This window comes from Aliivibrio finisterrensis (assembly GCF_008933155.1).
In the GTDB taxonomy this organism is placed as follows: Bacteria; Pseudomonadota; Gammaproteobacteria; order Enterobacterales; family Vibrionaceae; genus Aliivibrio; species Aliivibrio finisterrensis.
Map to the genome: position 1 here is coordinate 179915 of NZ_WBVP01000005.1, position 20939 is coordinate 200853.

Sequence of the window (20939 nt, forward strand, 5' to 3'; positions counted from 1 at the left end):
TTCGATTAGCCTTTCTTTTAGCTAGTCTATACTCCAATTTTTAAGAATAGATTGATGGTGAAGCATCTGTATGCTTGATTCATCAATACTATTTGAATCAAACATGATCCCAATTTTTGATTGTTTTTCTTTTGGGTCTACATTTTTTATGATGCCAGATACTGTAATAGAACTAACTCCACCAAGTTCAATCGTTACAGAGACCTCTTGATTAAGAAGGTTACTCGGGTTCAGTTTTGCTGGTAATGAAACAGCACAACCACCTGCTGAAAAATCAGTCATTACACCAGTTAGATTATGGCTTCCCACTGCTAAATTACATGAAAAATTGGTCTCAAGACGTTGATGAGTTCGGATCTGTCGCATGGAAATACTGCTAGGTGTATGAAGACAAATCATTTCCATAGGGCGATAAATCACAGAGTGTATCTGTGTTCTAAATGCAATAATATCACGATGCGTGGTATTGGTTATCGCTCTAAAAGTGACTTCAGATCCCTCTAGGTAAATTTTATTAAACTCTAAAGGTGGCGATATTGGGTATTCAAGAAAAACATACTGACCTTTTTTAAAGCCAATTAATGTGGATTGAACTTGAGCGGATTGACCGTTTGGGCAAGTAACCTCAAGGTTCACTCTACTTCCAATATCCATTTTATTAAGTACATTTTGATCTGTACTAAGCGATACATCAGCCATATAAGCACCAAGTAAATAAAGAAGGCTACGATTATACAAAGGAAGAAGTTAGTTGCAATAACGATTAATATTTTTCCTTAATAATTAAGTGCTTAATTCAATAGTTACCATCATTTATTAACTCGTCAGAAAATAGAACAAGTAAAGCCAAAAAAGTGACATTAACTTGGCTCGAAACTTGCTTTATTGGTAAGGTCATCCTGTTATCAGTTATTGATAATGATTCAATAATAAAGTCGAGTAAAGAAGCCGAAGTAATGAAATTTCAAATGCCACTCCCGAACAAGCTGTCTGCCTTGCAAGGTAAAACATTACCAGCTGTAGGTGCACCGATTTTAGTGCTGTCTACGCTAGCAATGGTGATCTTACCCATTCCGGCGTTCTTACTTGATTTAATGTTTACTTTTAATATCGCATTAGCAATGGTCGTGTTACTGGTTACTATCTATTCACGTAGACCTCTTGATTTTGCTGCTTTTCCTACCATTCTTTTGGTATCAACTTTACTCCGTTTAGCACTAAACGTTGCATCAACGCGAGTTGTACTTCTGCATGGACATGAAGGTCCTGGTGCAGCTGGTCATGTAATCGATGCGTTTGGTAACGTAGTTATCGGTGGTAATTACGCCGTTGGTTTGATTGTTTTCATTATCTTAATGATCATTAACTTTATGGTTGTAACCAAAGGTGCGGGACGTATTGCTGAAGTAAGTGCACGTTTTACCTTGGATGCATTGCCAGGTAAACAAATGGCGATAGATGCGGATTTGAATGCTGGATTAATCGATCAAGAGCAAGCACGAACACGTCGCTTTGAAGTAACCAAAGAAGCCGATTTTTACGGTTCAATGGACGGTGCGTCTAAATTCGTAAAAGGGGATGCCATTGCCGGTATTCTTATTCTATTTATTAACATCATCGGTGGTCTAGCCATTGGTATGAGTCAATTTGGTCTCGGTTTTGGTGAAGCAATCCAAATCTATACTTTGCTAACCATTGGTGATGGTCTAGTTGCTCAGATCCCATCGTTACTTTTGTCTATTGGTGCGGCGATAATGGTTACTCGTCAAAACACAGATGAAGATATGGGGGAACAATTAGTATTCCAACTCGTTGATAATCCAAAGGCGCTAATGGTGACCGCAGGTATTATGTTTGTGATGGGTATTGTGCCTGGGATGCCCCATTTCCCATTTATCTTACTTGCGATAATGACGGGTGCTTGGGCATATTACCTGAATAAGCAAAAAGAAAAAGAAGGTGATGATAAAAAAGCCACTCCACCAATGGAGATATCATCATCGCAACCAAAAGAGCTGTCGTGGGATGATGTTCAGCCCGTCGATGTGATTGGTCTTGAAGTTGGTTATCGCTTAATCCCAATGGTGGATAAAGAACAAGGCGGTGAATTGCTTGATCGCGTGAAAGGCGTACGTAAGAAGCTATCACAAGATTTTGGCTTTTTGGTCCCAGCAGTACATATTCGTGATAACTTAGAATTACCACCAAATGTATACCGAATTACATTAATGGGGGTCGCTGGTGGCGAAGCTGAAATTCGTCCAGATAAAGAGCTAGCGATTAATCCGGGTCAAGTGTATGGCTCTATTGAAGGTGAACCAACGTTTGATCCTGCTTTTGGTTTAGAAGCAGTATGGATTAATGGTGAACAACGAGAGCACGCACAAGCGCTTGGTTATACTGTTGTTGATGCTGCAACCGTACTTGCAACACACTTAAGCCAATTACTGACAAACAATGCAGCGCAATTACTTGGCCATGAAGAAGTTCAGAATCTGTTAGAGCTACTTTCACAAAGCTCACCTAAACTTGTAGAAGGCTTAGTTCCAGACCAATTACCATTAGGGGCTGTGGTTAAAGTACTTCAAAACTTGTTAAATGAAGCGATTCCAGTGCGTGATATTCGTACCATAGTTCAAACATTGTCGGAATATGCGCCAAAAAGTCAAGAACCTGACATTTTGACGGCGGCTGTTCGAATTTCACTGAAACGACTAATTGTTCAGGAAATCAATGGGATAGAGGCTGAAATGCCGGTGATTACACTAATTCCTGAGTTGGAACAAATATTGCATCAAACTATGCAGGCATCAGGTGGCGAGACCACAGGTATTGAACCAGGTCTAGCGGAACGTTTACAAGCTTCTTTAACTTTAGCAACTCAAGAGCAGGAGTTAAAAGGAGAAGCGGCAGTCTTATTAACTTCAGGCGTATTACGTTCAACGTTGGCTAAGTTTGTTAAGAATACGATTCCTAACTTACGAGTGCTTTCTTATCAAGAAATTCCAGATGAGAAGCAAATTAGAATTGTTCAAGCTGTTGGTAACTAATCGCGTCGACTTATTAGCGCAGGAATACGATATTGAAAATTAAACGATTTTTTGCAAAAGACATGCGTTCAGCTCTAGTTCAAGTAAAAGAAGAACTAGGAGTAGATGCAGTCATTATGTCAAATAAAAAAGTAACCGGCGGTATTGAAATCGTAGCTGCGATTGATCCGAGTGCATCATCATATTCAGCACCAGCTCCTGCATCTCGTCAAATAGCAGAAGATAAAGTGAATGTAGGCAAGGGTTCGATGACACGACGCTTTGCAAACATGATTAAACAATACGGTTCAAATGGTGCCTCAGCTGACGCTGAGCCAGTAAAAGCTGAGAGAGAAGAAGATAGCTTAGCTGCATTATTGAAACGTCAGTCGAAGTTTCAAGGACAAGCTCAACCTCAGTCTTCATCATCAAATACGAATTCTCATTCATATGGCTCATTGAATAGATCTTCAGCAAAGCTTGATACATCAGAAATGACTCGTGCGATTCAAAATAATCCTAATTTAGCGCACCTTATTTCTGATGATCCTATAAAGGGTCAAGAAGATAGAGTTCAACCTCGATTAGACCCTTCACGTTATGAAAAAGGTCGTCGTTCATTAACTGAATCAAATGAAGATTTAGAACATATGCGTTCAGAAATGTCGTCTATTCGCCGTCTTTTAGAGCATCAAGTATCAGGCTTGATGTGGCAAGAAGTAGAACGACGTGAACCACTACGCGCAATGTTAATTAAACGACTAGAAAGAATGGGTTTATCAGCAGAGCTTGCAGATCAATTAGCTTGTTACATTCCGGAAAATACACCATCAAAAGACACATGGTCAGCACTATTAAAGTTACTTGCAGAGCAAATCCCTACAGCAAAAGTAGATACCTTATCTCGTGGTGGAATTGTGGCGCTTCTTGGTCCTACTGGTGTTGGTAAAACAACCACTATTGCTAAGTTAGCAGCAAGAGCGGCAATGGAATACGGACCAGACCAAGTCGCTTTAGTCACAACGGATACTTTCCGTATTGGTGCTCAAGAACAATTGGCTATTTATGGTCGTATCATGGGTTGTCCTGTACGTATCGCAAAAGATGCTGATGAATTGGCATCGGTACTATATCAATTACGTAATCGTCGTTTAGTGTTAGTTGATACTGCAGGTATGGGACAGAGAGATGTACGATTAACCGAACAACTTGATACATTAATGGAAAACAGTGGCTCTCAGATCAGCAGCTATTTAGTGATGCCAGCGACGGCACAGCGCCAAGTACTGCAAGAGACCATTGATCACTTTAAACGTATCCCATTATCGGGTTGTATTTTAAGCAAGATTGATGAATCACTAAGTTTAGGTGAATTAATCAGCGTAACAATAGAAAATGGCTTACCAATAGCTTACATTGCAAATGGACAACGTGTACCTGAAGACATTGTTTTAGCTCAACCTAAATACTTAGTAGCAAAAGCGAATGAATTACTAGAAAAATCGACGGAAAAGGACCCTCATTTCTGGAATAGCGACATGCCAGAGGCAGACAACTTATGATTGATAATAATATATACGATCAGGCTAGTGGATTACGACGACTTACTCAACCGACAGAGACAAAAGTAGTAGCAGTAACGGGAGGCAAAGGCGGCGTAGGTAAAACAAACGTAACACTAAATTTAGCGCTATCACTTGCTCAGCAGGGAAAGAAAGTGATGGTGTTAGATGGCGATTTAGGGTTAGCTAATATTGATATAATGCTAGGTATTCGCACAAATAAAAATTTAGGTCATGTTTTAGATGGTGAGTGTGAGTTAGCAGATATTATCGTTGAAGGCCCATACGGTGTAAAACTTATTCCTGCTACTTCTGGTTCTAAATCGATGGCTGAGCTTAGTTCTGCACAACATGCGGGGCTTATCCGTGCTTTTAGTAGCTTAGAAGACGATATTGACGTGCTATTAATTGATACAGCTGCTGGTATATCGGATATGGTAACTAGCTTCTCGCGCGCAGCACAAGATGTACTTGTGGTTGTTTGCGATGAGCCTACTTCTATTACTGATGCTTACGCTCTGATTAAATTATTGAGTCGTGAACATAACGTACAGCGCTTTAAAGTGGTTGCGAATATGGTAAGAAGTTACCGAGAAGGCCGCGAACTGTTTGCTAAATTAACGTTAGTAACTGATCGTTTTTTATCTGCAAATATGGAATTGGTGGCGTGTATACCGCTTGATGAAAAAGTCAGATTATCTGTTAGAAAACAGAAAGTGGTTGTTGATGCTTACCCTCGCTCACCAGCTGCACTTGCGATGAAGTCGTTAGCAAATAAAGTGGTGACTTGGCCGGTACCAAAAGCGGCAAGTGGTCATTTAGAATTTTTTGTTGAGAAATTACTACGAACTGAAAATAGAAGTGAAGTAGAGGACGACTATGTCTGATGGCTTAACTTACGATCATAAAGGCAATGTGAATAGCCAGAAAGCATTTATAGAGCGTTATTCTGATTTAGTAAAACGCATTGCTCACCACTTAATGGCAAGATTGCCAGCAAGCGTGTTAGTCGATGACCTTATCCAGGCTGGTATGATCGGTCTGTTAGAGGCGCAACAAAATTATGACGGCAGTAAAGGTGCAAGTTTTGAAACTTACGCTGGTATCCGAATTCGAGGCTCAATGTTGGATGAAATCCGACGAGGTGACTGGGTTCCTCGCTCTGTTCATAAAAATAGTCGGATGATAAATTCAGCAATTAAAGAGCTTGAAGCTAAACTTTCTCGTGATCCGACCGATAAAGAGATAGCAGAACATCTAGAATTACCCTTAGAACAGTATTATCAGATACTTAATGATGTAAATTGCGGTAAACTAGTTGGCATGGAAGATTTAGGCGTCTCGGATGATGTAATCACAACAGAAGAACAAGCTGATGATAATATTCCATTTCAAGGTGTTGCTGACGAACACTTCAGAGTTGCTCTGGTGGAAGCGATTAAAACTCTTCCTGAAAGAGAAGCTCTGGTTTTATCTCTTTACTACGATGAAGAGTTAAACCTAAAAGAAATTGGTGCAGTTATTGGTGTTAGCGAGTCTCGCGTCAGCCAAATACACAGTCAATCAATGCAACGACTACGGGCCAAGTTATCAACTTGGACAGTAGAATAATTAAATCCCGTTACTTTGCCCTCACTGGAGGCGATTTTGAATAAAAACATGAAGATCCTTATTGTTGACGACTTCTCAACAATGCGCCGTATTGTAAAAAACTTATTACGTGACCTAGGTTTTAATAACACCCAAGAAGCGGATGATGGTTTAACAGCATTGCCAATGCTTAAAAAAGGCGGTTTCGATTTTGTAGTAACAGATTGGAACATGCCAGGGATGCAAGGGATCGATTTACTAAAGACAATTCGTGCCGATGACGAATTAAAACATTTGCCAGTGTTAATGATTACTGCTGAAGCTAAGCGTGAGCAGATAATTGAAGCGGCTCAAGCTGGTGTTAATGGTTACATTGTTAAACCATTTACTGCTGCAACATTAAAAGAGAAATTAGACAAAATTTTTGAACGTTTATAAGTAAATGTTGCTCGGTAAGGACTAGCCAATAAGATGATTTCATTAACTGACGCCAAGGAGCTTGTTGCTTTATTAGAAGCAGGCAAGCAAGAAGAAGCAGACCAGTTTGTCGCCTCATTCGCCGTTTCTAGTGAACCCCCAATGTTACAAGAAATAGGATCTTTAACTCGTGATCTTCATGAGTCATTAAAGAACTTTAAGCTTGATCATCGTGTGGTTGCTATTGCGAATGATGAGATTCCAGATGCACGCGATCGTTTGCAATATGTGATTGATAAGACTGAAATGGCAGCCAATAAAACCATGGATGCTGTCGACCGTTCATTTCCTATTGCTGACGAGTTGCATGAAGGGCTACTTCAAGTACGTCCTCAATGGAACAGCTTAATGAAAGGCAGAATTGAGCTTACTCAATTCAAAACGTTATGTCACAACATTGATGGTCTACTTACTCAAGTTGAAGGGAATAGTTCAGAACTACGTAATGAGCTGACTAACATCTTGATGGCGCAAGATTTTCAAGACCTTACCGGTCAAATTATTAAACGAGTAATTACGTTAGTTCAAGAAGTTGAAGACCGATTGGTTGATATTTTGACTTTGTTTAAAGTAGAAGAGCGACTTGGTGAACAAGACGAGCTTAATAAACCTTCCCAAGCTGAAGGTCCTATTTTAAACCCACATGAACGTGAAGATGCTGTTGCATCTCAAGATGACGTTGATGACCTATTAGCCAGTCTAGGATTTTAGAGGAACATTATGAGCTTTGAAATGGATGAAGACATCCTGCAAGATTTCTTAATTGAAGCAGGAGAAATTCTTGAGCTACTTTCTGAACAATTAGTTGAATTAGAACAACGTCCAGATGATTCTGATTTATTAAATGCTATTTTCCGTGGTTTCCATACTGTAAAAGGGGGCGCTGGCTTCCTTTCATTAACAGAACTAGTTGATGCATGTCATGGTGCTGAAAATGTGTTCGATATTCTTAGAACGGGTAAGCGTAAAGTTACTTCTGAACTAATGGACACCATTTTAGAAACTCTTGATAGCGTAAACGTAATGTTCAGCGCAGTTCAAAATGGCGAAACAGTAGAACCAGCGGAACAGCGATTGTTGGATCTGCTTCATCATTTAAGTAAGCCTGCAACCGAAGATGAAATAGCTGCTGCAACAGTAGAAGTTGCGGCTCCAGTTGTTGAAGTTGTAGTTCCTCAAGAACCTGTTGTTGAAAGTAATATTCATGATTCGGTAGATGATATTACTGAAGATGAATTTGAAAAATTACTCGATGAATTGCACGGCAAAGGTGCAGCTCCATCAAGTACTTCTTCTGCTTCGGCACCAGCAGCTTCAGCACCAGTGACTCCAGCAATGGATACAGTAGCTGATGGAGATATTACTGATGATGAATTTGAGCGTCTACTTGATGAGCTTCATGGTTCGGGTAAAAGTCCAACCAATTCAACAACAGCACCAACACCAGTAGCACCAACTGCCAATACTCAATCTGTTGATGAAGTATTGGCTGGTGATGCTGATCTTATGAGTGATGACGAGTTTGAAAAACTGTTAGATCAACTGCATGGTTCAGGTAAAGGACCAACAGATGAAGAACTTGATCAAGCAGTAAAACCAGCGGCAGCAATGGCTCCTGCAACTCCTGCAGCGGTAGTTCAAGAAGCACCAACGCGAACGACTGCTCCTGCACCAACAAGAACTCAAGCTCCAGCTCCAGAAGCAAAACCTGTAGCAAAAGCACCTGCTAAACCACAGTCTAAGCCTCAAGCGGAAAGCACCGTTCGTGTTGATACATCAACGCTTGATAACATCATGAATATGGTGGGTGAGTTAGTTCTTGTTCGTAACCGTTTAGTCAGTTTAGGTTTGAATAGCAATGACGAAGAAATGTCAAAAGCGGTTTCAAACCTTGATGTTGTTACTGCTGATATTCAAGGCGCAGTAATGAAAACTCGTATGCAACCGATCAAGAAAGTATTTGGTCGTTTCCCTCGAGTGGTACGTGATTTAGCGCGTACACTGAAAAAAGACATCGTGTTAGAAATGCGCGGTGAAGAAACAGATTTAGATAAAAACTTGGTTGAAGCGCTTGCCGATCCACTGATTCACTTAGTGCGTAACTCTGTGGATCATGGTATCGAAATGCCTGATGTACGTGAGAAATCAGGTAAAGAACGTACAGGTAAAGTGATTCTGTCTGCCTCTCAAGAAGGTGATCACATTCTACTTAGCATTATCGATGATGGTGGCGGTATGGATGCAGATAAACTTCGTGGTATCGCGGTAAATCGTGGCCTAATGGATAACGATGCAGCATCACGCTTAACCAATAAAGAGTGTTATAACTTAATTTTTGCACCAGGCTTTTCTACTAAGACTGAGATCTCAGATATCTCTGGTCGTGGTGTAGGCATGGACGTTGTGAAAACAGCGATTAATCAGTTAAATGGTTCAATCGATATCGACTCAAATATGGGTGAAGGCACTAAAATTGTCATTAAAGTGCCACTAACGTTAGCAATATTACCGACCTTAATGGTTGGCGTTGCTAATCAACCATTTGCCTTGCCATTAGCAAGTGTGAATGAAATTTTCCATCTTGATTTGTCTAAGACAAACATGGTTGATGGACAATTGACAACGATCGTGCGTGAAAAGTCGATTCCATTGTTCTTCTTACAAGATTGGTTAGTTCCTGGTTCTCGTCAAACAGAACGTACGGGATTAGGGCATGTGGTTATTATTCAATTAGGTGCTCAACGAGTTGGTTTTGTTGTAGATACCTTAATTGGTCAAGAAGAAGTGGTTATTAAGCCGCTTGATGAATTATTGCAAGGCACGCCAGGAATGGCGGGTGCGACCATTACTTCTGATGGTCATATTGCATTGATCCTTGATGTTCCAAATTTGCTTAAGCGTTACGCTGTTCGCATGCGTTAATGCACAAGGATACACATGGCAATAAAAGTATTAGTTGTAGATGATTCTAGTTTTTTTCGTCGCAGAGTAAGTGAAATCATTAATGCCGATCCTCGTCTTGAAGTTATCGACGTGGCGGTTAATGGTAAAGAAGCGGTAGAAAAAGCAAAATTATTGAAACCAGATGTCATTACGATGGATATTGAGATGCCTGTCATGGACGGCATCTCAGCAGTAAGAGAAATCATGAAGGCTTGCCCAACACCAACCTTGATGTTTTCTTCTCTTACCCATGACGGCGCAAAAGCAACATTGGATGCATTAGACGCAGGTGCTTTGGACTTCTTACCTAAGAAATTTGAAGACATCGCTCGTAATAGAGATGAAGCCGTTAGTTTATTGCAAAAGCGTATTGCTGAAATTGCTCGTAAAAAATTGTTTATGCGTCGTCCATCGGTGACAACGCAGACAACGCAAACGACAACGTCAACAGTTCGTCCTACTGTTCGTGCTACAGCATCAACGGTAGCGCCTGCTAAAAGTGTACCTGTTGCACCGGTAGCAGTCGCGCAGCGCTTTAAAGCAACCGGTAAAAAATATCAGTTAACCGCAATTGGGACTTCAACGGGAGGTCCTGTTGCATTACAAAAGATATTAACGGCAATCCCTGCTAATTACCCGCATCCGATTATTTTAGTTCAGCATATGCCTGCAACATTTACTGCAGCATTTGCGGCTCGTTTAAATAATTTGTGTAAGATCCAGGTGAAAGAAGCAGAGGATGGTGATGTATTAAAGCCAGGCTGTGCGTATCTTGCTCCGGGTGGTTTACAGATGATGGTTGATGGTCGTCCAGGCTCTTCTCGTTTGAAGATTTTAGACGGCGGTGAGCGCATGAACTACAAGCCTTGCGTGGATGTTACTTTTGGGTCTGCCGCGAAAGTGTATGGCGATAAAGTACTTTCAATGATCTTAACTGGAATGGGTGCTGATGGTCGTGAAGGCTGCCGAATGCTCAAAGCAGCAGGAGCAACCATTTGGTCTCAAGATGAGCAAAGTTGTGTTGTTTATGGCATGCCTCAAGCGATTGATAAAGCAGGCTTATCGTCAGAAAGTTTACCTCTAGAACGCGTAGCAGAAAGAATGCTCGTGGAAGTTGGATTGAAGTAGGAAAAGTATAATGGTTGTCTGGAGCATAGCGAACCAGAAAGGTGGTGTTGGTAAAACAACAACAACGATTACATTAGCTGGTTTATTGAACCAACGAAGTAAACGTGTCCTGATGGTGGATACTGATCCGCATGGGTCGTTGACTACTTATCTTGGCTATGACTCTGATGACTTGCCTTGCAGCTTATTTGAATTATTTCAACTGCCGACAATTAATAAAGCCACTGTTTCTCCGTTTGTATTAAAAAGTGACATTCCAGGGTTAGATATCATTCCAGCTCATATGTCACTAGCCACTCTTGACCGCGTAATGGGCAACCGTAGTGGGATGGGGTTAGTACTTAAAAGAGCATTGGCGGCATTAAAAGATGAATATGACTATGTATTGATTGATTGCCCTCCTATATTAGGGGTAATGATGGTTAATGCATTAGCAGCAAGTACTCGAATACTGATCCCAGTTCAAACAGAATTTCTAGCTATGAAAGGGCTAGAGCGAATGATGCGAACGTTAACGATAATGCAAAGAAATAAGCCTTCTCGTTTTGATGTTACTATTATTCCAACCATGTACGATAAGCGTACTAATGCGTCACTACAAACTTTAATGGATCTAAAGTCGACCTATTCAGATCAAGTGTGGGCATCCGCGGTGCCAATTGATACAAAGTTTAGGGACGCAAGTTTAAAAAGAATGCCGCCGTCATTTGTTTCACCCAATAGCCGTGGTGTTTTTGCATATAAAACGTTATTGAATTATCTAGAGAGATTGGCTTAATGGCTGACTTTAAAACATTTACCAGTGAAGAAGCACTTGATGATTATTTCTCATCACTGTTAGATGAAGAAGCTATTGAACTTGAACATGACGCTGAAGATAGCATTATGCCAGAGCCAGAGCCAGAGCCAGAGCCAGAGCCAGAGCCAGAGCCAGAGCCAGAGCCTATTTATTGGTACTCAGAGTCAGTAACTGTCAACACACCAGAGCCTCAATATCAACCGCAGTTCTCGCCAGTAGAGGATGATAACGACGTTTACCCGTTTGAATTACCTCAATTAGAGGACGTTCAACGATTATTAAGTCAATTAGAAAACGCACAATTAGAAGCGCAAGTTGAAATTGACGCTCTCATTTATAATGACGTACTAGTAGACACAACGGATGTTGAGTCAGCCATTGAAAAAGCTGAAACCGAAACTCAAGACGTTCTCGTTGCTTCTTCAAATATTGAAAGCGACTTGATTATTAAAGAGGAAGCTGAAGAAAAACTCGACTTATCAGCGTGGGATATTTCAGATAAAGTGAAGATTTCCTCTTCTTCTGAACCTCAGATTGGAGAAGTAGAACCCATTGTCGATAATGAGAGTGAAGAAGCTACTGAAACCCAGTTAAAAACCCAAGCAGGAAAAGCGCCACCACCAAGTGGGCTAGATTGGGAAAACGCAGAGCATCAAGAAGAATTTCAAGTCCTATTTTTTGAAGTGATGGGAGTTATGTTTGCTGTACCATTAGCGGAGTTAGGCGGTATTCACCAAATTACCGAGCTGAGTCACCTAATTGGTCGCCCGGATTGGTATCTTGGTTTGCAAACAAATAGAGAAATAAAAATTGATGCGCTTGATACTGCAAAGTGGGTGATGCCACAAAGCATCAAAGATGAAAACTATAAAGAAGATTATCAATACCTTGTTATGCTTGGTGAGAGCAAATGGGGTTTAGCGTGTAATGTGCTAGCTGGAACTGAAACCCTTACCAGTGATCGAATTCGTTGGCGAGAAACGGCAGGAAAACGTCCGTGGTTATCAGGAATGGTAAAAGAAAAGATGTGTGCCTTGATTCATGTTGAGGCGATGATTACGATGCTTAATGCCGGTTTGGACATTAAGGGAATAGAGTAAAATAACTCTAAGAGTACGAGGAAATAAAATGTCTCAGGTTAATGAAGTAGAGATCCGTAAAGATCAAGTTAATGACGAAGTATTACAGTGGGTAACGTTTCAACTAGAAGAAGAAACTTACGGTATCAATGTAATGCAAGTACGTGAAGTATTACGTCATACCGAAATTGCACCCGTTCCGGGCGCGCCAGATTACGTTCTAGGTATCATTAACCTTCGTGGTAATGTAGTCACTGTTATTGATACTCGTTCACGTTTTGGTCTAATGCAAGGTGAAATCACAGACAATACACGTATTATTGTGATCGAATCTGAGCGTCAAGTTATCGGTATCCTTGTTGATAGCGTGGCAGAAGTTGTATACTTACGTTCATCAGAGATTGACACTACGCCAAGTGTTGGTACGGAAGAAAGCGCTAAGTTCATCCAAGGCGTTAGCAACCGTGACGGCAAGTTACTTATCTTGGTTGACCTTAACAAACTTTTGTCTGAAGACGAATGGGATGACATGGCAAGCCTATAATGGTTGATATTTTAACTCAGCTCTCAGAGCTATTTGCAGCAACAGCAATGATCCTGGTACTTGTGGTTTATGTTTTATTAAACCGTAAAAACAAGCAGTTAGAATTACAATTAGCTCAAGCTCAGGCGCAAAACAAACAACTTCAAGATGAGCAACAAAAGCTACAAAAGCAATTTGTTGAATTCCGTACTGGCTCAATCAATTTGGGACAAAAAGTAGCGGATATGACTCAGTTAAGTCAACATTTTGATGATCGTTTAAATGAACTAGAAAATACAGATGCGGATAGCCGTTTGTATTCAAGAGCCAACAAATTGGTTCAGTTAGGCGCAGGAATCAATGAGTTGATGGAAGAGTGTGAGTTGCCTAAAGCAGAAGCCGAGTTAATGATGGCTTTACAAGCCAAAATAGCGGCAGGTAAAGGCTCTATGCCACCATTACGATTAGAAGACGAAGAATAACGGCTTTCTAATTTGCAGAACACATAGAAGCTCCTCATTGAGGGGCTTTTTTTTATTCACCTTATAGTATGTTGAACTGTAATTTAAAGTTAACTAACCATTAAGTAGTATATTGCTTTTGTGTGAAGCAACTTATTGATACCCATACAAATATAAGGGAATTGATAAAGTCAAACGATCGGACATACTTATTTACTTATCTATCTAAATAGATTTGTTTTATATCTAAGATTCCCCGTTTTTGCTGTGCTAGAATGCCCCTAATATTTTTCAACAATAGATACTTATGCTAGAAATTCGTAACGTTACCTGTATTCGAGATGAACGCGTTCTATTTGAACAATTGAGTTTTACTATCTCAGATGGTGAGTTAATTCAGATAGAAGGGCAAAATGGTGCAGGTAAAACAACCTTGCTTCGCATTATTGCAGGTTTAGGTTATGCGGATGAAGGCGAGATCTATTGGAAGGGTGAATCTATAAAGAAAAGTCGTGAAGAATTTCATAGCGATTTGCTTTTTTTAGGTCATCATACCGGCGTTAAACGTGAGTTAACTGCATTTGAAAACCTCACTTTTTATCAATCTATGCATAACCAATATGATGAAAATGCCATTTGGGATGCGTTAGCAAGAGTGGGTTTAGCTGGGCGTGAAGATGTTGCAGCAGGGCAATTATCTGCGGGTCAACAGCGTCGAGTTGCTTTAGCGAGACTTTGGCTTAGTAAACAAAAACTATGGATTTTAGACGAGCCTTTGACTGCGATTGATAAACAAGGGGTTAAAGTGCTTGAACAGCTATTTATGGATCACGCAAAACAAGGGGGCATTGTTTTGCTTACCACGCACCAAGATCTATTTACAGACAGTAATGAACTCAAAAAAATCAGATTAGGTGAATAGATGCTTGCTTCAATGACAACAATTATTCGACGTGAGCTATTAATTGCCTTTCGTCGTAAAGCAGATATTCTTAACCCTTTGTGGTTTTTTATTATCGTAATTACCTTATTCCCACTTAGTATTGGTCCTGAGCCAGTACTTCTAGCGCGTATTGCAGCAGGTAGTGTGTGGGTAGCCGCTTTATTATCGGCCTTACTTTCTTTAGAGCGATTGTTTCGAGACGATTTTTCAGATGGTTCATTAGAGCAGATGATGTTAATGCCAACTCCTTTGTCGGTATTAGTTTTAGCTAAAGTCTTTGCTCACTGGTTACTAACAGGTCTACCGTTAATCATTATTAGTCCATTGCTTGCCATATTGTTGTCTTTGGATTTTAATTCGTGGCTGGCTATCGTATTAACATTATTACTTGGGACGCCAACGTTAAGTTTTCTTGGTGCTGTTGGAGTGGCGTTAACCGTTGGACTACAAAAGGGTGGTGTTTTACTTAGCTTATTGATTCTACCTTTATATATCCCAGTTCTAATTTTTGCGACATCAGCAATTGATGCTGCTGGTCTCGGTATGGCTTATAATGGCCAACTAGCAATTTTAGGGGCTCTTTTTATGGGCTCCGCAACATTGACTCCATTTGCCATTAGTTCGGCACTGCGAGTGAGTGTTGAATAAATCATAATTATAATTTTATATTTGAGTAAGTGAGATAAACCAATGTGGAAATGGCTTCATCCTTACGCTAAACCAGAGAAAGCGTATCAATTAAGTACCACGCTATTGCCGTGGTTTGCGGTGATTTCAATTATCAGTTTAACCGTAGGTACCATTTGGGGACTGGCGTTTGCTCCTTCTGATTATCAGCAGGGTGATAGTTTTAGAATTATCTACATACATGTTCCTTCGGCCATTCTGTCAATGGGTGCTTATATGTCGATGGCAATTGCGGCATTTATTGGTCTCGTTTGGCAGTTGAAACTGTCAGACATGGCAGCAGCGGCAATGGCGCCGATTGGTGCTGTATTCACGTTCATTGCTTTGCTTACCGGTGCCGTTTGGGGTAAACCAATGTGGGGCGCATGGTGGGTATGGGATGCACGTTTAACGTCTGAACTGATTCTTCTTTTCTTATACCTAGGTGTAATGGCGTTATATAACGCATTTGATGATCAGCGTACTGCAGCTCGTGCCGCAGGTATTCTTGCCATTGTTGGTGTGATAAACCTACCAATTATTCACTTCTCAGTAGAGTGGTGGAATACCCTTCATCAAGGCGCAAGCATTACAAAGTTTGATAAACCTTCCATTTCTGCCGATATGTTGTGGCCTTTATTATTAAATATCATTGGCTTTGCAACTTTCTTTGGTTCTGTGACTCTTATTCGTTTTAGGAATGAAATTTTAGCAAAAGAGAGCCATCGTCCTTGGGTTAGAGCGCTAGTAGAACCAAAATCTACCGCGTCTAAATAACGAGAGAAGGGAATTATTGTTATGCATTTTGAAACTTTCAGTGATTTTTTAGCCATGGGCGGTTATGCCGTTTATGTATGGGGTGCCTTTGGTGCCACTTTTCTCTCCTTATTTTGGATTTTATTCTCTAGCTTAGGCAAGCGTCGTCAATTGCTAAAAGAGATTGAACAAAAAATGGCACGAGAAGAACGAATTAAAAAAGCAAAAACTATGGAGAACACACTATGAATCCAAGACGTAAAAAGCGCCTAGGATTGATCCTTGCTCTATTCTTTGGGGTCAGTGCAACCGTTGGTTTAATGATTTACGCATTGAATCAAAATATGGATTTATTCTATACACCAACTGAACTGGTTAATGGTAAACCTGATGGAACAAAACCAGAGCTTGGCCAGCGTCTTCGTATCGGTGGTATGGTTGTCGCAGGATCAGTAAAACGTGACAGTGATTCATTAGAAGTGTCATTCAAGGTTGCTGATATTGGCCCTGAAGTGACCGTAACTTATAATGGTATTCTTCCGGATTTATTCCGTGAAGGCCAAGGTATTGTTGCACAAGGTGTTCTTGTAGATGCAACAACGATTAAGGCTCATGAAGTATTGGCAAAACATGATGAAGAGTACATGCCACCTGAAGTTGCAGAAGCAATGAAGAAAACGCATGAACCACTTCAATACACAGAACAACAAAAACAAGGAACAGGTCAATGATCGCAGAACTCGGTCATTTTGCCTTAATTGCTTCTCTAGGACTTTCAATCCTATTGAGTATATTACCAATATATGGTGTGAGCCGTGGTAATAAAGCATTAATGCAAAGTGCAAGACCATTGTCATGGGGAATGTTCTTACTCCTTGGCTTATCATTTGGGATCTTAATGTGGGCCTTCTACATTAACGATTTCACTCTGCAATATGTAGCAAGTAACTCAAACAGCTTACTTCCTTGGTATTACCGTTTAACCGCCGTTTGGGGTGCTCACGAAGGATCTTTATTGCTTTGGGTTCTTATCCAAGCAGGTTGGACCGTTGCCGTAGCAACCTTCAGTCGTGGTATGCCACAAGAGTCGATTGCACGAGTATTAGCAGTAATGGGGTGGATTAACGTTGGTTTCCTACTTTTCATTATTCTAACGTCAAACCCATTCTTACGTACTTTGCCATTCTTCCCAATTGATGGTCGTGATTTGAACCCGCTTCTTCAAGATCCAGGTCTAATCATTCACCCACCAATGCTATACATGGGTTATGTAGGTTTCTCAGTTGCGTTCTCTTTCGCTATTGCTTCACTAATGGCGGGTCGTTTAGATACGGCTTGGGCTCGTTGGTCTCGTCCTTGGACAATCGCAGCATGGTCATTCCTAACGGTAGGTATCTCTTTAGGTTCATGGTGGGCATATTATGAACTTGGCTGGGGTGGCTGGTGGTTCTGGGATCCAGTAGAAAACGCATCATTCATGCCTTGGCTTGCTGGTACCGCACTAATGCACTCATTAGCGGTAACAGAGAAACGTGGCACCTTTAAAGCGTGGACAGTATTGCTGGCGATTTTAGCCTTCTCATTAAGTTTATTAGGCACATTCCTTGTACGTTCAGGCATCTTAGTATCGGTTCACGCCTTTGCTTCTGATCCTGCACGAGGCATGTTTATTCTTGGCTTCCTAGTCATGGTGATCGGTGGTTCATTACTGCTGTTCGCTCTAAAAGGTGCATCAGTACGAGTTCGTGGTAACTTCTCACTGTTCTCACGTGAAAATGCGTTATTAGCTAACAACATCTTATTAATGACAGCTTTAGTTGTTGTACTTGTTGGTACCTTATTACCGCTAGTACATAAACAACTTGGTTTAGGCTCAGTATCTATCGGTGCTCCGTTCTTTGATATGCTGTTTGCGTGGTTAATGATCCCATTTGCTTTCTTAATGGGTATTGGTCCTCTGATCCGTTGGAAGCGTGACAATTTAAGTCACTTAGCAAAACGCATGGTGATTACTGGTGCGATTACCATACCACTAGCCGCAATCTTCATGGTTATCTTTGCCGATAGATTCCAATTCATGCCATACCTTGGCTGGATGATGTCTATTTGGATTGTGATTTTACACGGCTTTGAATTATACGAGCGTGCAACTCATCGTCACTCATTCTCTGTAGGTATAACGAAACTGGGTCGCAGCCATTGGGCAATGATGTTTGCGCACATTGGTCTAGCCGTAAGTATTATTGGTATTGCTATGGTACAAAACTACAGCATCGAAAAAGATGTTCGTTTAGCACCAGGTGAACACATTGAAATGAACGGTTACCAGTTCTACTTTGCTGGGGTTCGTGATACTGACGGTCCTAACTACGATGGCTACACTGCTGATTTTGATATCACGTTAAACGGTAAGGCGATTAATACGCTTCATGCTGAAAAACGTTTTTACCAAACGGCAGGTTCAATGATGACAGAAGCAGCGATTGATCGTGGTTTCACTCGTGATTTATACATTGCAATGGGTGAGCGTTTAGATGACAACCGTTCATGGGCTGTACGTATTTACTACAAACCATTCGTACGTTGGATCTGGGCTGGTACATTATTTATGGCAATTGGTGGCATATTAGCATTATCTGATAAGCGCTACCGTTTCCGTAAAACAGATAAAAAACAGGAAGCTTAAATTATGAATAAGAAGTTTTTATTTGCACCTCTAGCACTGTTTTTAATTTTAGTTGCCGTGTTTGCTACTCAGTTAACACGCAACTCAAATGGTGATGATCCAACAAAGCTAGAATCAGTGTTAGTTGGTAAGCACGTACCTGAGTTTCGTTTAGAAGATTTAGCACAAGAAGGCAAACTATACGATCAAAGTATTTTTAAAGGGGAGCCTTTATTACTGAACGTATGGGCAACGTGGTGTCCAACGTGTTATGCCGAGCATCAGTACCTTAATACCCTTGCCACTCAAGGTGTTAAGATTATCGGTATGAACTACAAAGACGATAGAGCCGGTGCAATTCAATGGCTAACCGAGTTAGGTAACCCGTATTTAATCACTCTATTTGATGGTGATGGCATGCTGGGTATGGATTTAGGCGTGTACGGCGCACCTGAAACTTTCCTAATCGACAGCAACGGTATCGTTCGCTACCGCCATGTTGGCGATGTAAATGATCGCAATTGGAATGAAGTATTAAAGCCAATGTATGAGCAGCTTGTTGCGGAGGCTAAATAATGAATAGTCGCTTACGTAAATGGGGACTTCGTAGCTTTGCGGCTATCGCATTGAGTTTATTTGCGGTTCAAGCAAGTTACGCAACTATTGATTTGTATAAGTTTGATTCGCCAGAGCAAGAGCAGCAATTTAAAGAACTTGGCCAAACATTACGTTGCCCTAAATGTCAGAACAATAACATTGCTGATTCAAATGCAGAGCTTGCTCAAGACATGCGCCATAAGGTGTATGAAATGACCAAAGCCGGTAAATCAGACCAAGAAATTGTCGACTATATGATTGATCGTTACGGTAACTTTGTTACTTACGATCCACCGCTAACTGCTGGGACATTGGTTTTATGGCTAGGTCCGCTAGGTGTTCTTGTGTTTGGCTTTGGTTTTATTGTGCTTCGTAGCCGTAAATCAAAAGTGGTAACGGAAGATAATTCAGAAGAGTGGGATAACGAACATGAAGAACGTTTGAACGCCTTATTAAATGAGAATAAAAATGAAGATGGGAAGGTAAACAAATGATTTTGTTTTGGATTTCGACCTTAGCCCTAATTTTTGTTGGTGTTGTATTTATCGCGCTTCCGTTATGGAAAGCAAAAGCGCAAGACGATGATGCACGCCGAGATGAATTGAACAAAGCCTTCTATAAAGATCGCTTAGCTGAACTGAAAGAAGAAGACGCAGAAGGTCTTGTGAATAACCAAGATGAGTTAATCACAGAACTAAAGCAATCTTTGCTAGATGATATTCCCGCAACAGAGAAAGCACAACAAGACAGCTTGAATGCAAGATTATTTATCTTGCCTTCAATCATCATTTTTATTGTTATCTCGTATGGGCTGTATTTTAAATTTGGCAGCTTAGATAAAGTTGAAAAGTGGCAAGAAGTAAGTGCACGCTTACCTGAGCTATCTCAACAACTAATGAATCCAGAAGGTGTAGCGTTAAGTGACGCTGAAATGGCAAACCTGACTTTAGCATTACGTACCAAGTTGCACCATGAACCTAATGATGCAATGGGCTGGTTCTTGTTAGGTCGTATTGGTATGTCAAATCGTGATATTGATACCTCTGTGGGCGCAATGAAAAAAGCGTATGAATTAAAACCAACAGATGTTGATATCAAATTAGGCTATGCACAAGCATTAATGCTTTCAGGTGATGATGCGAAAGCGGATCAAGCCAAACAAATGCTTAAGCAAGTACTTCGTGGTGACTCGACCAATTTACGCGCTTTATCGCTACTTGCGTTCAGTTCGTTTGAACGTCAAGACTATAAAGGTGCAGTATCTGCATGGAAAGCAATGCAAATGTTGATTGGCCCTGATGACTCCCGCTATGAAATGCTAACTCGCAGTATCGAACGTGCCCAATCTAAGATGAATCCTGAAGCGAACATAGATAAGCAAGTACCTATTACTGTTAATTTAGGCAGCAATGTAACGCTACCTTCGCAAGGTGTTGTGATTGTATCGATCCATCCTGCTGATGGCTCTGCTATGCCAGTTGCTGCAGCTCGTATGCCACTTAGCCGTTTCCCGTTGAAAATCATGATGTCAGATGACAACAATATGATTGAGCAGCGTAAACTGTCTGATATGCCAAACTTTATTGTTCGAGCTCGTATCGATCAAGATGGTAACGTATCGACTAAAGAAGGCGATTGGTACGGTGAAAGTACAGTCAGCACATTAGGTGAAAATGTATCGCTTGAGATAGATAAGCAATATTAATATCTTTGAACAAGTG

At 40.8% G+C, this 20939-nt stretch carries 22 protein-coding genes; 21 read left to right on the forward strand and 1 reads right to left on the reverse strand.

Annotated features, from left to right (window positions below):
* Positions 1-21 precede the first annotated feature (21 nt).
* Positions 22-699 carry a flagellar brake protein gene (locus tag F8B77_RS06745; protein ID WP_151654721.1) on the reverse strand — a complete coding sequence of 226 codons (678 nt, stop codon included), beginning with the start codon at positions 697-699 and terminating at the stop codon, positions 22-24.
* 257 nt (positions 700-956) lie between these two features.
* Between F8B77_RS06745 and flhA the strand changes: the two genes are divergently transcribed.
* The 21 genes from flhA (at position 957) to ccmI (ending at position 20923) form a co-directional block, all read left to right on the forward strand.
* On the forward strand, positions 957-3050 hold the full coding sequence (gene flhA / locus F8B77_RS06750) for a flagellar biosynthesis protein FlhA (RefSeq protein WP_151654722.1): 2094 nt from the start codon (positions 957-959) through the stop codon (positions 3048-3050).
* A 32-nt stretch (positions 3051-3082) separates the two neighbouring features.
* Positions 3083-4591, forward strand: coding sequence for a flagellar biosynthesis GTPase FlhF (gene flhF / locus F8B77_RS06755; protein WP_151654723.1), 1509 nt, complete (start codon positions 3083-3085; stop codon positions 4589-4591).
* On the forward strand, positions 4588-5478 hold the full coding sequence (locus F8B77_RS06760; RefSeq protein ID WP_151654724.1) for a MinD/ParA family protein: 891 nt from the start codon (positions 4588-4590) through the stop codon (positions 5476-5478). Before flhF ends, F8B77_RS06760 begins: the two co-directional genes overlap by 4 nt.
* Entirely contained in the window at positions 5471-6202 is a 732-nt protein-coding gene (locus F8B77_RS06765; RefSeq protein WP_151654725.1) for an RNA polymerase sigma factor FliA, read from the forward strand. Before F8B77_RS06760 ends, F8B77_RS06765 begins: the two co-directional genes overlap by 8 nt.
* Positions 6203-6250: 48 nt before the next feature.
* Positions 6251-6619: a chemotaxis response regulator CheY gene (cheY, locus tag F8B77_RS06770; RefSeq protein WP_151654780.1), complete on the forward strand. Its 369-nt coding sequence runs from the start codon at positions 6251-6253 to the stop codon at positions 6617-6619.
* 33 nt (positions 6620-6652) lie between these two features.
* Positions 6653-7369: a protein phosphatase CheZ gene (locus tag F8B77_RS06775; protein ID WP_151654726.1), complete on the forward strand. Its 717-nt coding sequence runs from the start codon at positions 6653-6655 to the stop codon at positions 7367-7369.
* A gap of 9 nt (positions 7370-7378) precedes the next feature.
* Positions 7379-9580, forward strand: a complete 2202-nt coding sequence (locus F8B77_RS06780) for a chemotaxis protein CheA (protein ID WP_151654727.1) — start codon at positions 7379-7381, stop codon at positions 9578-9580.
* A gap of 15 nt (positions 9581-9595) precedes the next feature.
* Positions 9596-10729 (forward strand): protein-glutamate methylesterase/protein-glutamine glutaminase, encoded by a 1134-nt coding sequence (locus F8B77_RS06785; protein ID WP_130048682.1) that lies wholly within the window; start codon positions 9596-9598, stop codon positions 10727-10729.
* Between the two features lie 10 nt (positions 10730-10739).
* Entirely contained in the window at positions 10740-11507 is a 768-nt protein-coding gene (locus F8B77_RS06790) for a ParA family protein (RefSeq protein WP_151654728.1), read from the forward strand.
* Entirely contained in the window at positions 11507-12628 is a 1122-nt protein-coding gene (locus tag F8B77_RS06795; RefSeq protein ID WP_151654729.1) for a chemotaxis protein CheW, read from the forward strand. The genes F8B77_RS06790 and F8B77_RS06795 overlap by 1 nt, the downstream gene beginning before the upstream one ends.
* A gap of 28 nt (positions 12629-12656) precedes the next feature.
* Positions 12657-13151 (forward strand): chemotaxis protein CheW, encoded by a 495-nt coding sequence (locus F8B77_RS06800; RefSeq protein ID WP_130044160.1) that lies wholly within the window; start codon positions 12657-12659, stop codon positions 13149-13151.
* Positions 13151-13612 carry a DUF2802 domain-containing protein gene (locus F8B77_RS06805; protein ID WP_151654730.1) on the forward strand — a complete coding sequence of 154 codons (462 nt, stop codon included), beginning with the start codon at positions 13151-13153 and terminating at the stop codon, positions 13610-13612. The genes F8B77_RS06800 and F8B77_RS06805 overlap by 1 nt, the downstream gene beginning before the upstream one ends.
* A gap of 286 nt (positions 13613-13898) precedes the next feature.
* On the forward strand, positions 13899-14513 hold the full coding sequence (gene ccmA / locus F8B77_RS06810; protein WP_130048686.1) for a cytochrome c biogenesis heme-transporting ATPase CcmA: 615 nt from the start codon (positions 13899-13901) through the stop codon (positions 14511-14513).
* Positions 14514-15182 carry a heme exporter protein CcmB gene (ccmB, locus tag F8B77_RS06815; RefSeq protein ID WP_151654731.1) on the forward strand — a complete coding sequence of 223 codons (669 nt, stop codon included), beginning with the start codon at positions 14514-14516 and terminating at the stop codon, positions 15180-15182.
* 42 nt (positions 15183-15224) lie between these two features.
* Entirely contained in the window at positions 15225-15977 is a 753-nt protein-coding gene (locus F8B77_RS06820; protein ID WP_130048688.1) for a heme ABC transporter permease, read from the forward strand.
* 21 nt (positions 15978-15998) lie between these two features.
* Positions 15999-16205: a heme exporter protein CcmD gene (ccmD, locus tag F8B77_RS06825; RefSeq protein WP_130044165.1), complete on the forward strand. Its 207-nt coding sequence runs from the start codon at positions 15999-16001 to the stop codon at positions 16203-16205.
* Complete coding sequence (gene ccmE, locus F8B77_RS06830) at positions 16202-16687, forward strand: cytochrome c maturation protein CcmE (protein ID WP_151654732.1); 486 nt, start codon at positions 16202-16204, stop codon at positions 16685-16687. Before ccmD ends, ccmE begins: the two co-directional genes overlap by 4 nt.
* Positions 16684-18642: a heme lyase CcmF/NrfE family subunit gene (locus F8B77_RS06835; protein WP_151654733.1), complete on the forward strand. Its 1959-nt coding sequence runs from the start codon at positions 16684-16686 to the stop codon at positions 18640-18642. Before ccmE ends, F8B77_RS06835 begins: the two co-directional genes overlap by 4 nt.
* Before the next feature lie 3 nt (positions 18643-18645).
* Positions 18646-19197 (forward strand): DsbE family thiol:disulfide interchange protein, encoded by a 552-nt coding sequence (locus tag F8B77_RS06840; RefSeq protein ID WP_151654734.1) that lies wholly within the window; start codon positions 18646-18648, stop codon positions 19195-19197.
* Positions 19197-19712, forward strand: a complete 516-nt coding sequence (locus tag F8B77_RS06845) for a cytochrome c-type biogenesis protein (RefSeq protein ID WP_151654735.1) — start codon at positions 19197-19199, stop codon at positions 19710-19712. The genes F8B77_RS06840 and F8B77_RS06845 overlap by 1 nt, the downstream gene beginning before the upstream one ends.
* Positions 19709-20923: a c-type cytochrome biogenesis protein CcmI gene (ccmI, locus tag F8B77_RS06850; protein ID WP_151654736.1), complete on the forward strand. Its 1215-nt coding sequence runs from the start codon at positions 19709-19711 to the stop codon at positions 20921-20923. The genes F8B77_RS06845 and ccmI overlap by 4 nt, the downstream gene beginning before the upstream one ends.
* Positions 20924-20939 lie beyond the last annotated feature (16 nt).

Bases quoted from the DNA above. Each gene is read 5' to 3' on its own strand.
- F8B77_RS06745 (WP_151654721.1), bottom strand. From the start codon at position 699: ATGGCTGATGTATCGCTTAGTACAGATCAAAATGTACTTAATAAAATG.
- flhA (WP_151654722.1), top strand. From the start codon at position 957: ATGAAATTTCAAATGCCACTCCCGAACAAGCTGTCTGCCTTGCAAGGT.
- F8B77_RS06760 (WP_151654724.1), top strand. From the start codon at position 4,588: ATGATTGATAATAATATATACGATCAGGCTAGTGGATTACGACGACTT.
- F8B77_RS06765 (WP_151654725.1), top strand. From the start codon at position 5,471: ATGTCTGATGGCTTAACTTACGATCATAAAGGCAATGTGAATAGCCAG.
- cheY (WP_151654780.1), top strand. From the start codon at position 6,251: ATGAAGATCCTTATTGTTGACGACTTCTCAACAATGCGCCGTATTGTA.
- F8B77_RS06775 (WP_151654726.1), top strand. From the start codon at position 6,653: ATGATTTCATTAACTGACGCCAAGGAGCTTGTTGCTTTATTAGAAGCA.
- F8B77_RS06780 (WP_151654727.1), top strand. From the start codon at position 7,379: ATGAGCTTTGAAATGGATGAAGACATCCTGCAAGATTTCTTAATTGAA.
- F8B77_RS06785 (WP_130048682.1), top strand. From the start codon at position 9,596: ATGGCAATAAAAGTATTAGTTGTAGATGATTCTAGTTTTTTTCGTCGC.
- F8B77_RS06790 (WP_151654728.1), top strand. From the start codon at position 10,740: ATGGTTGTCTGGAGCATAGCGAACCAGAAAGGTGGTGTTGGTAAAACA.
- F8B77_RS06795 (WP_151654729.1), top strand. From the start codon at position 11,507: ATGGCTGACTTTAAAACATTTACCAGTGAAGAAGCACTTGATGATTAT.
- F8B77_RS06800 (WP_130044160.1), top strand. From the start codon at position 12,657: ATGTCTCAGGTTAATGAAGTAGAGATCCGTAAAGATCAAGTTAATGAC.
- F8B77_RS06805 (WP_151654730.1), top strand. From the start codon at position 13,151: ATGGTTGATATTTTAACTCAGCTCTCAGAGCTATTTGCAGCAACAGCA.
- ccmA (WP_130048686.1), top strand. From the start codon at position 13,899: ATGCTAGAAATTCGTAACGTTACCTGTATTCGAGATGAACGCGTTCTA.
- ccmB (WP_151654731.1), top strand. From the start codon at position 14,514: ATGCTTGCTTCAATGACAACAATTATTCGACGTGAGCTATTAATTGCC.
- F8B77_RS06820 (WP_130048688.1), top strand. From the start codon at position 15,225: ATGTGGAAATGGCTTCATCCTTACGCTAAACCAGAGAAAGCGTATCAA.
- ccmD (WP_130044165.1), top strand. From the start codon at position 15,999: ATGCATTTTGAAACTTTCAGTGATTTTTTAGCCATGGGCGGTTATGCC.
- ccmE (WP_151654732.1), top strand. From the start codon at position 16,202: ATGAATCCAAGACGTAAAAAGCGCCTAGGATTGATCCTTGCTCTATTC.
- F8B77_RS06835 (WP_151654733.1), top strand. From the start codon at position 16,684: ATGATCGCAGAACTCGGTCATTTTGCCTTAATTGCTTCTCTAGGACTT.
- F8B77_RS06840 (WP_151654734.1), top strand. From the start codon at position 18,646: ATGAATAAGAAGTTTTTATTTGCACCTCTAGCACTGTTTTTAATTTTA.
- F8B77_RS06845 (WP_151654735.1), top strand. From the start codon at position 19,197: ATGAATAGTCGCTTACGTAAATGGGGACTTCGTAGCTTTGCGGCTATC.
- ccmI (WP_151654736.1), top strand. From the start codon at position 19,709: ATGATTTTGTTTTGGATTTCGACCTTAGCCCTAATTTTTGTTGGTGTT.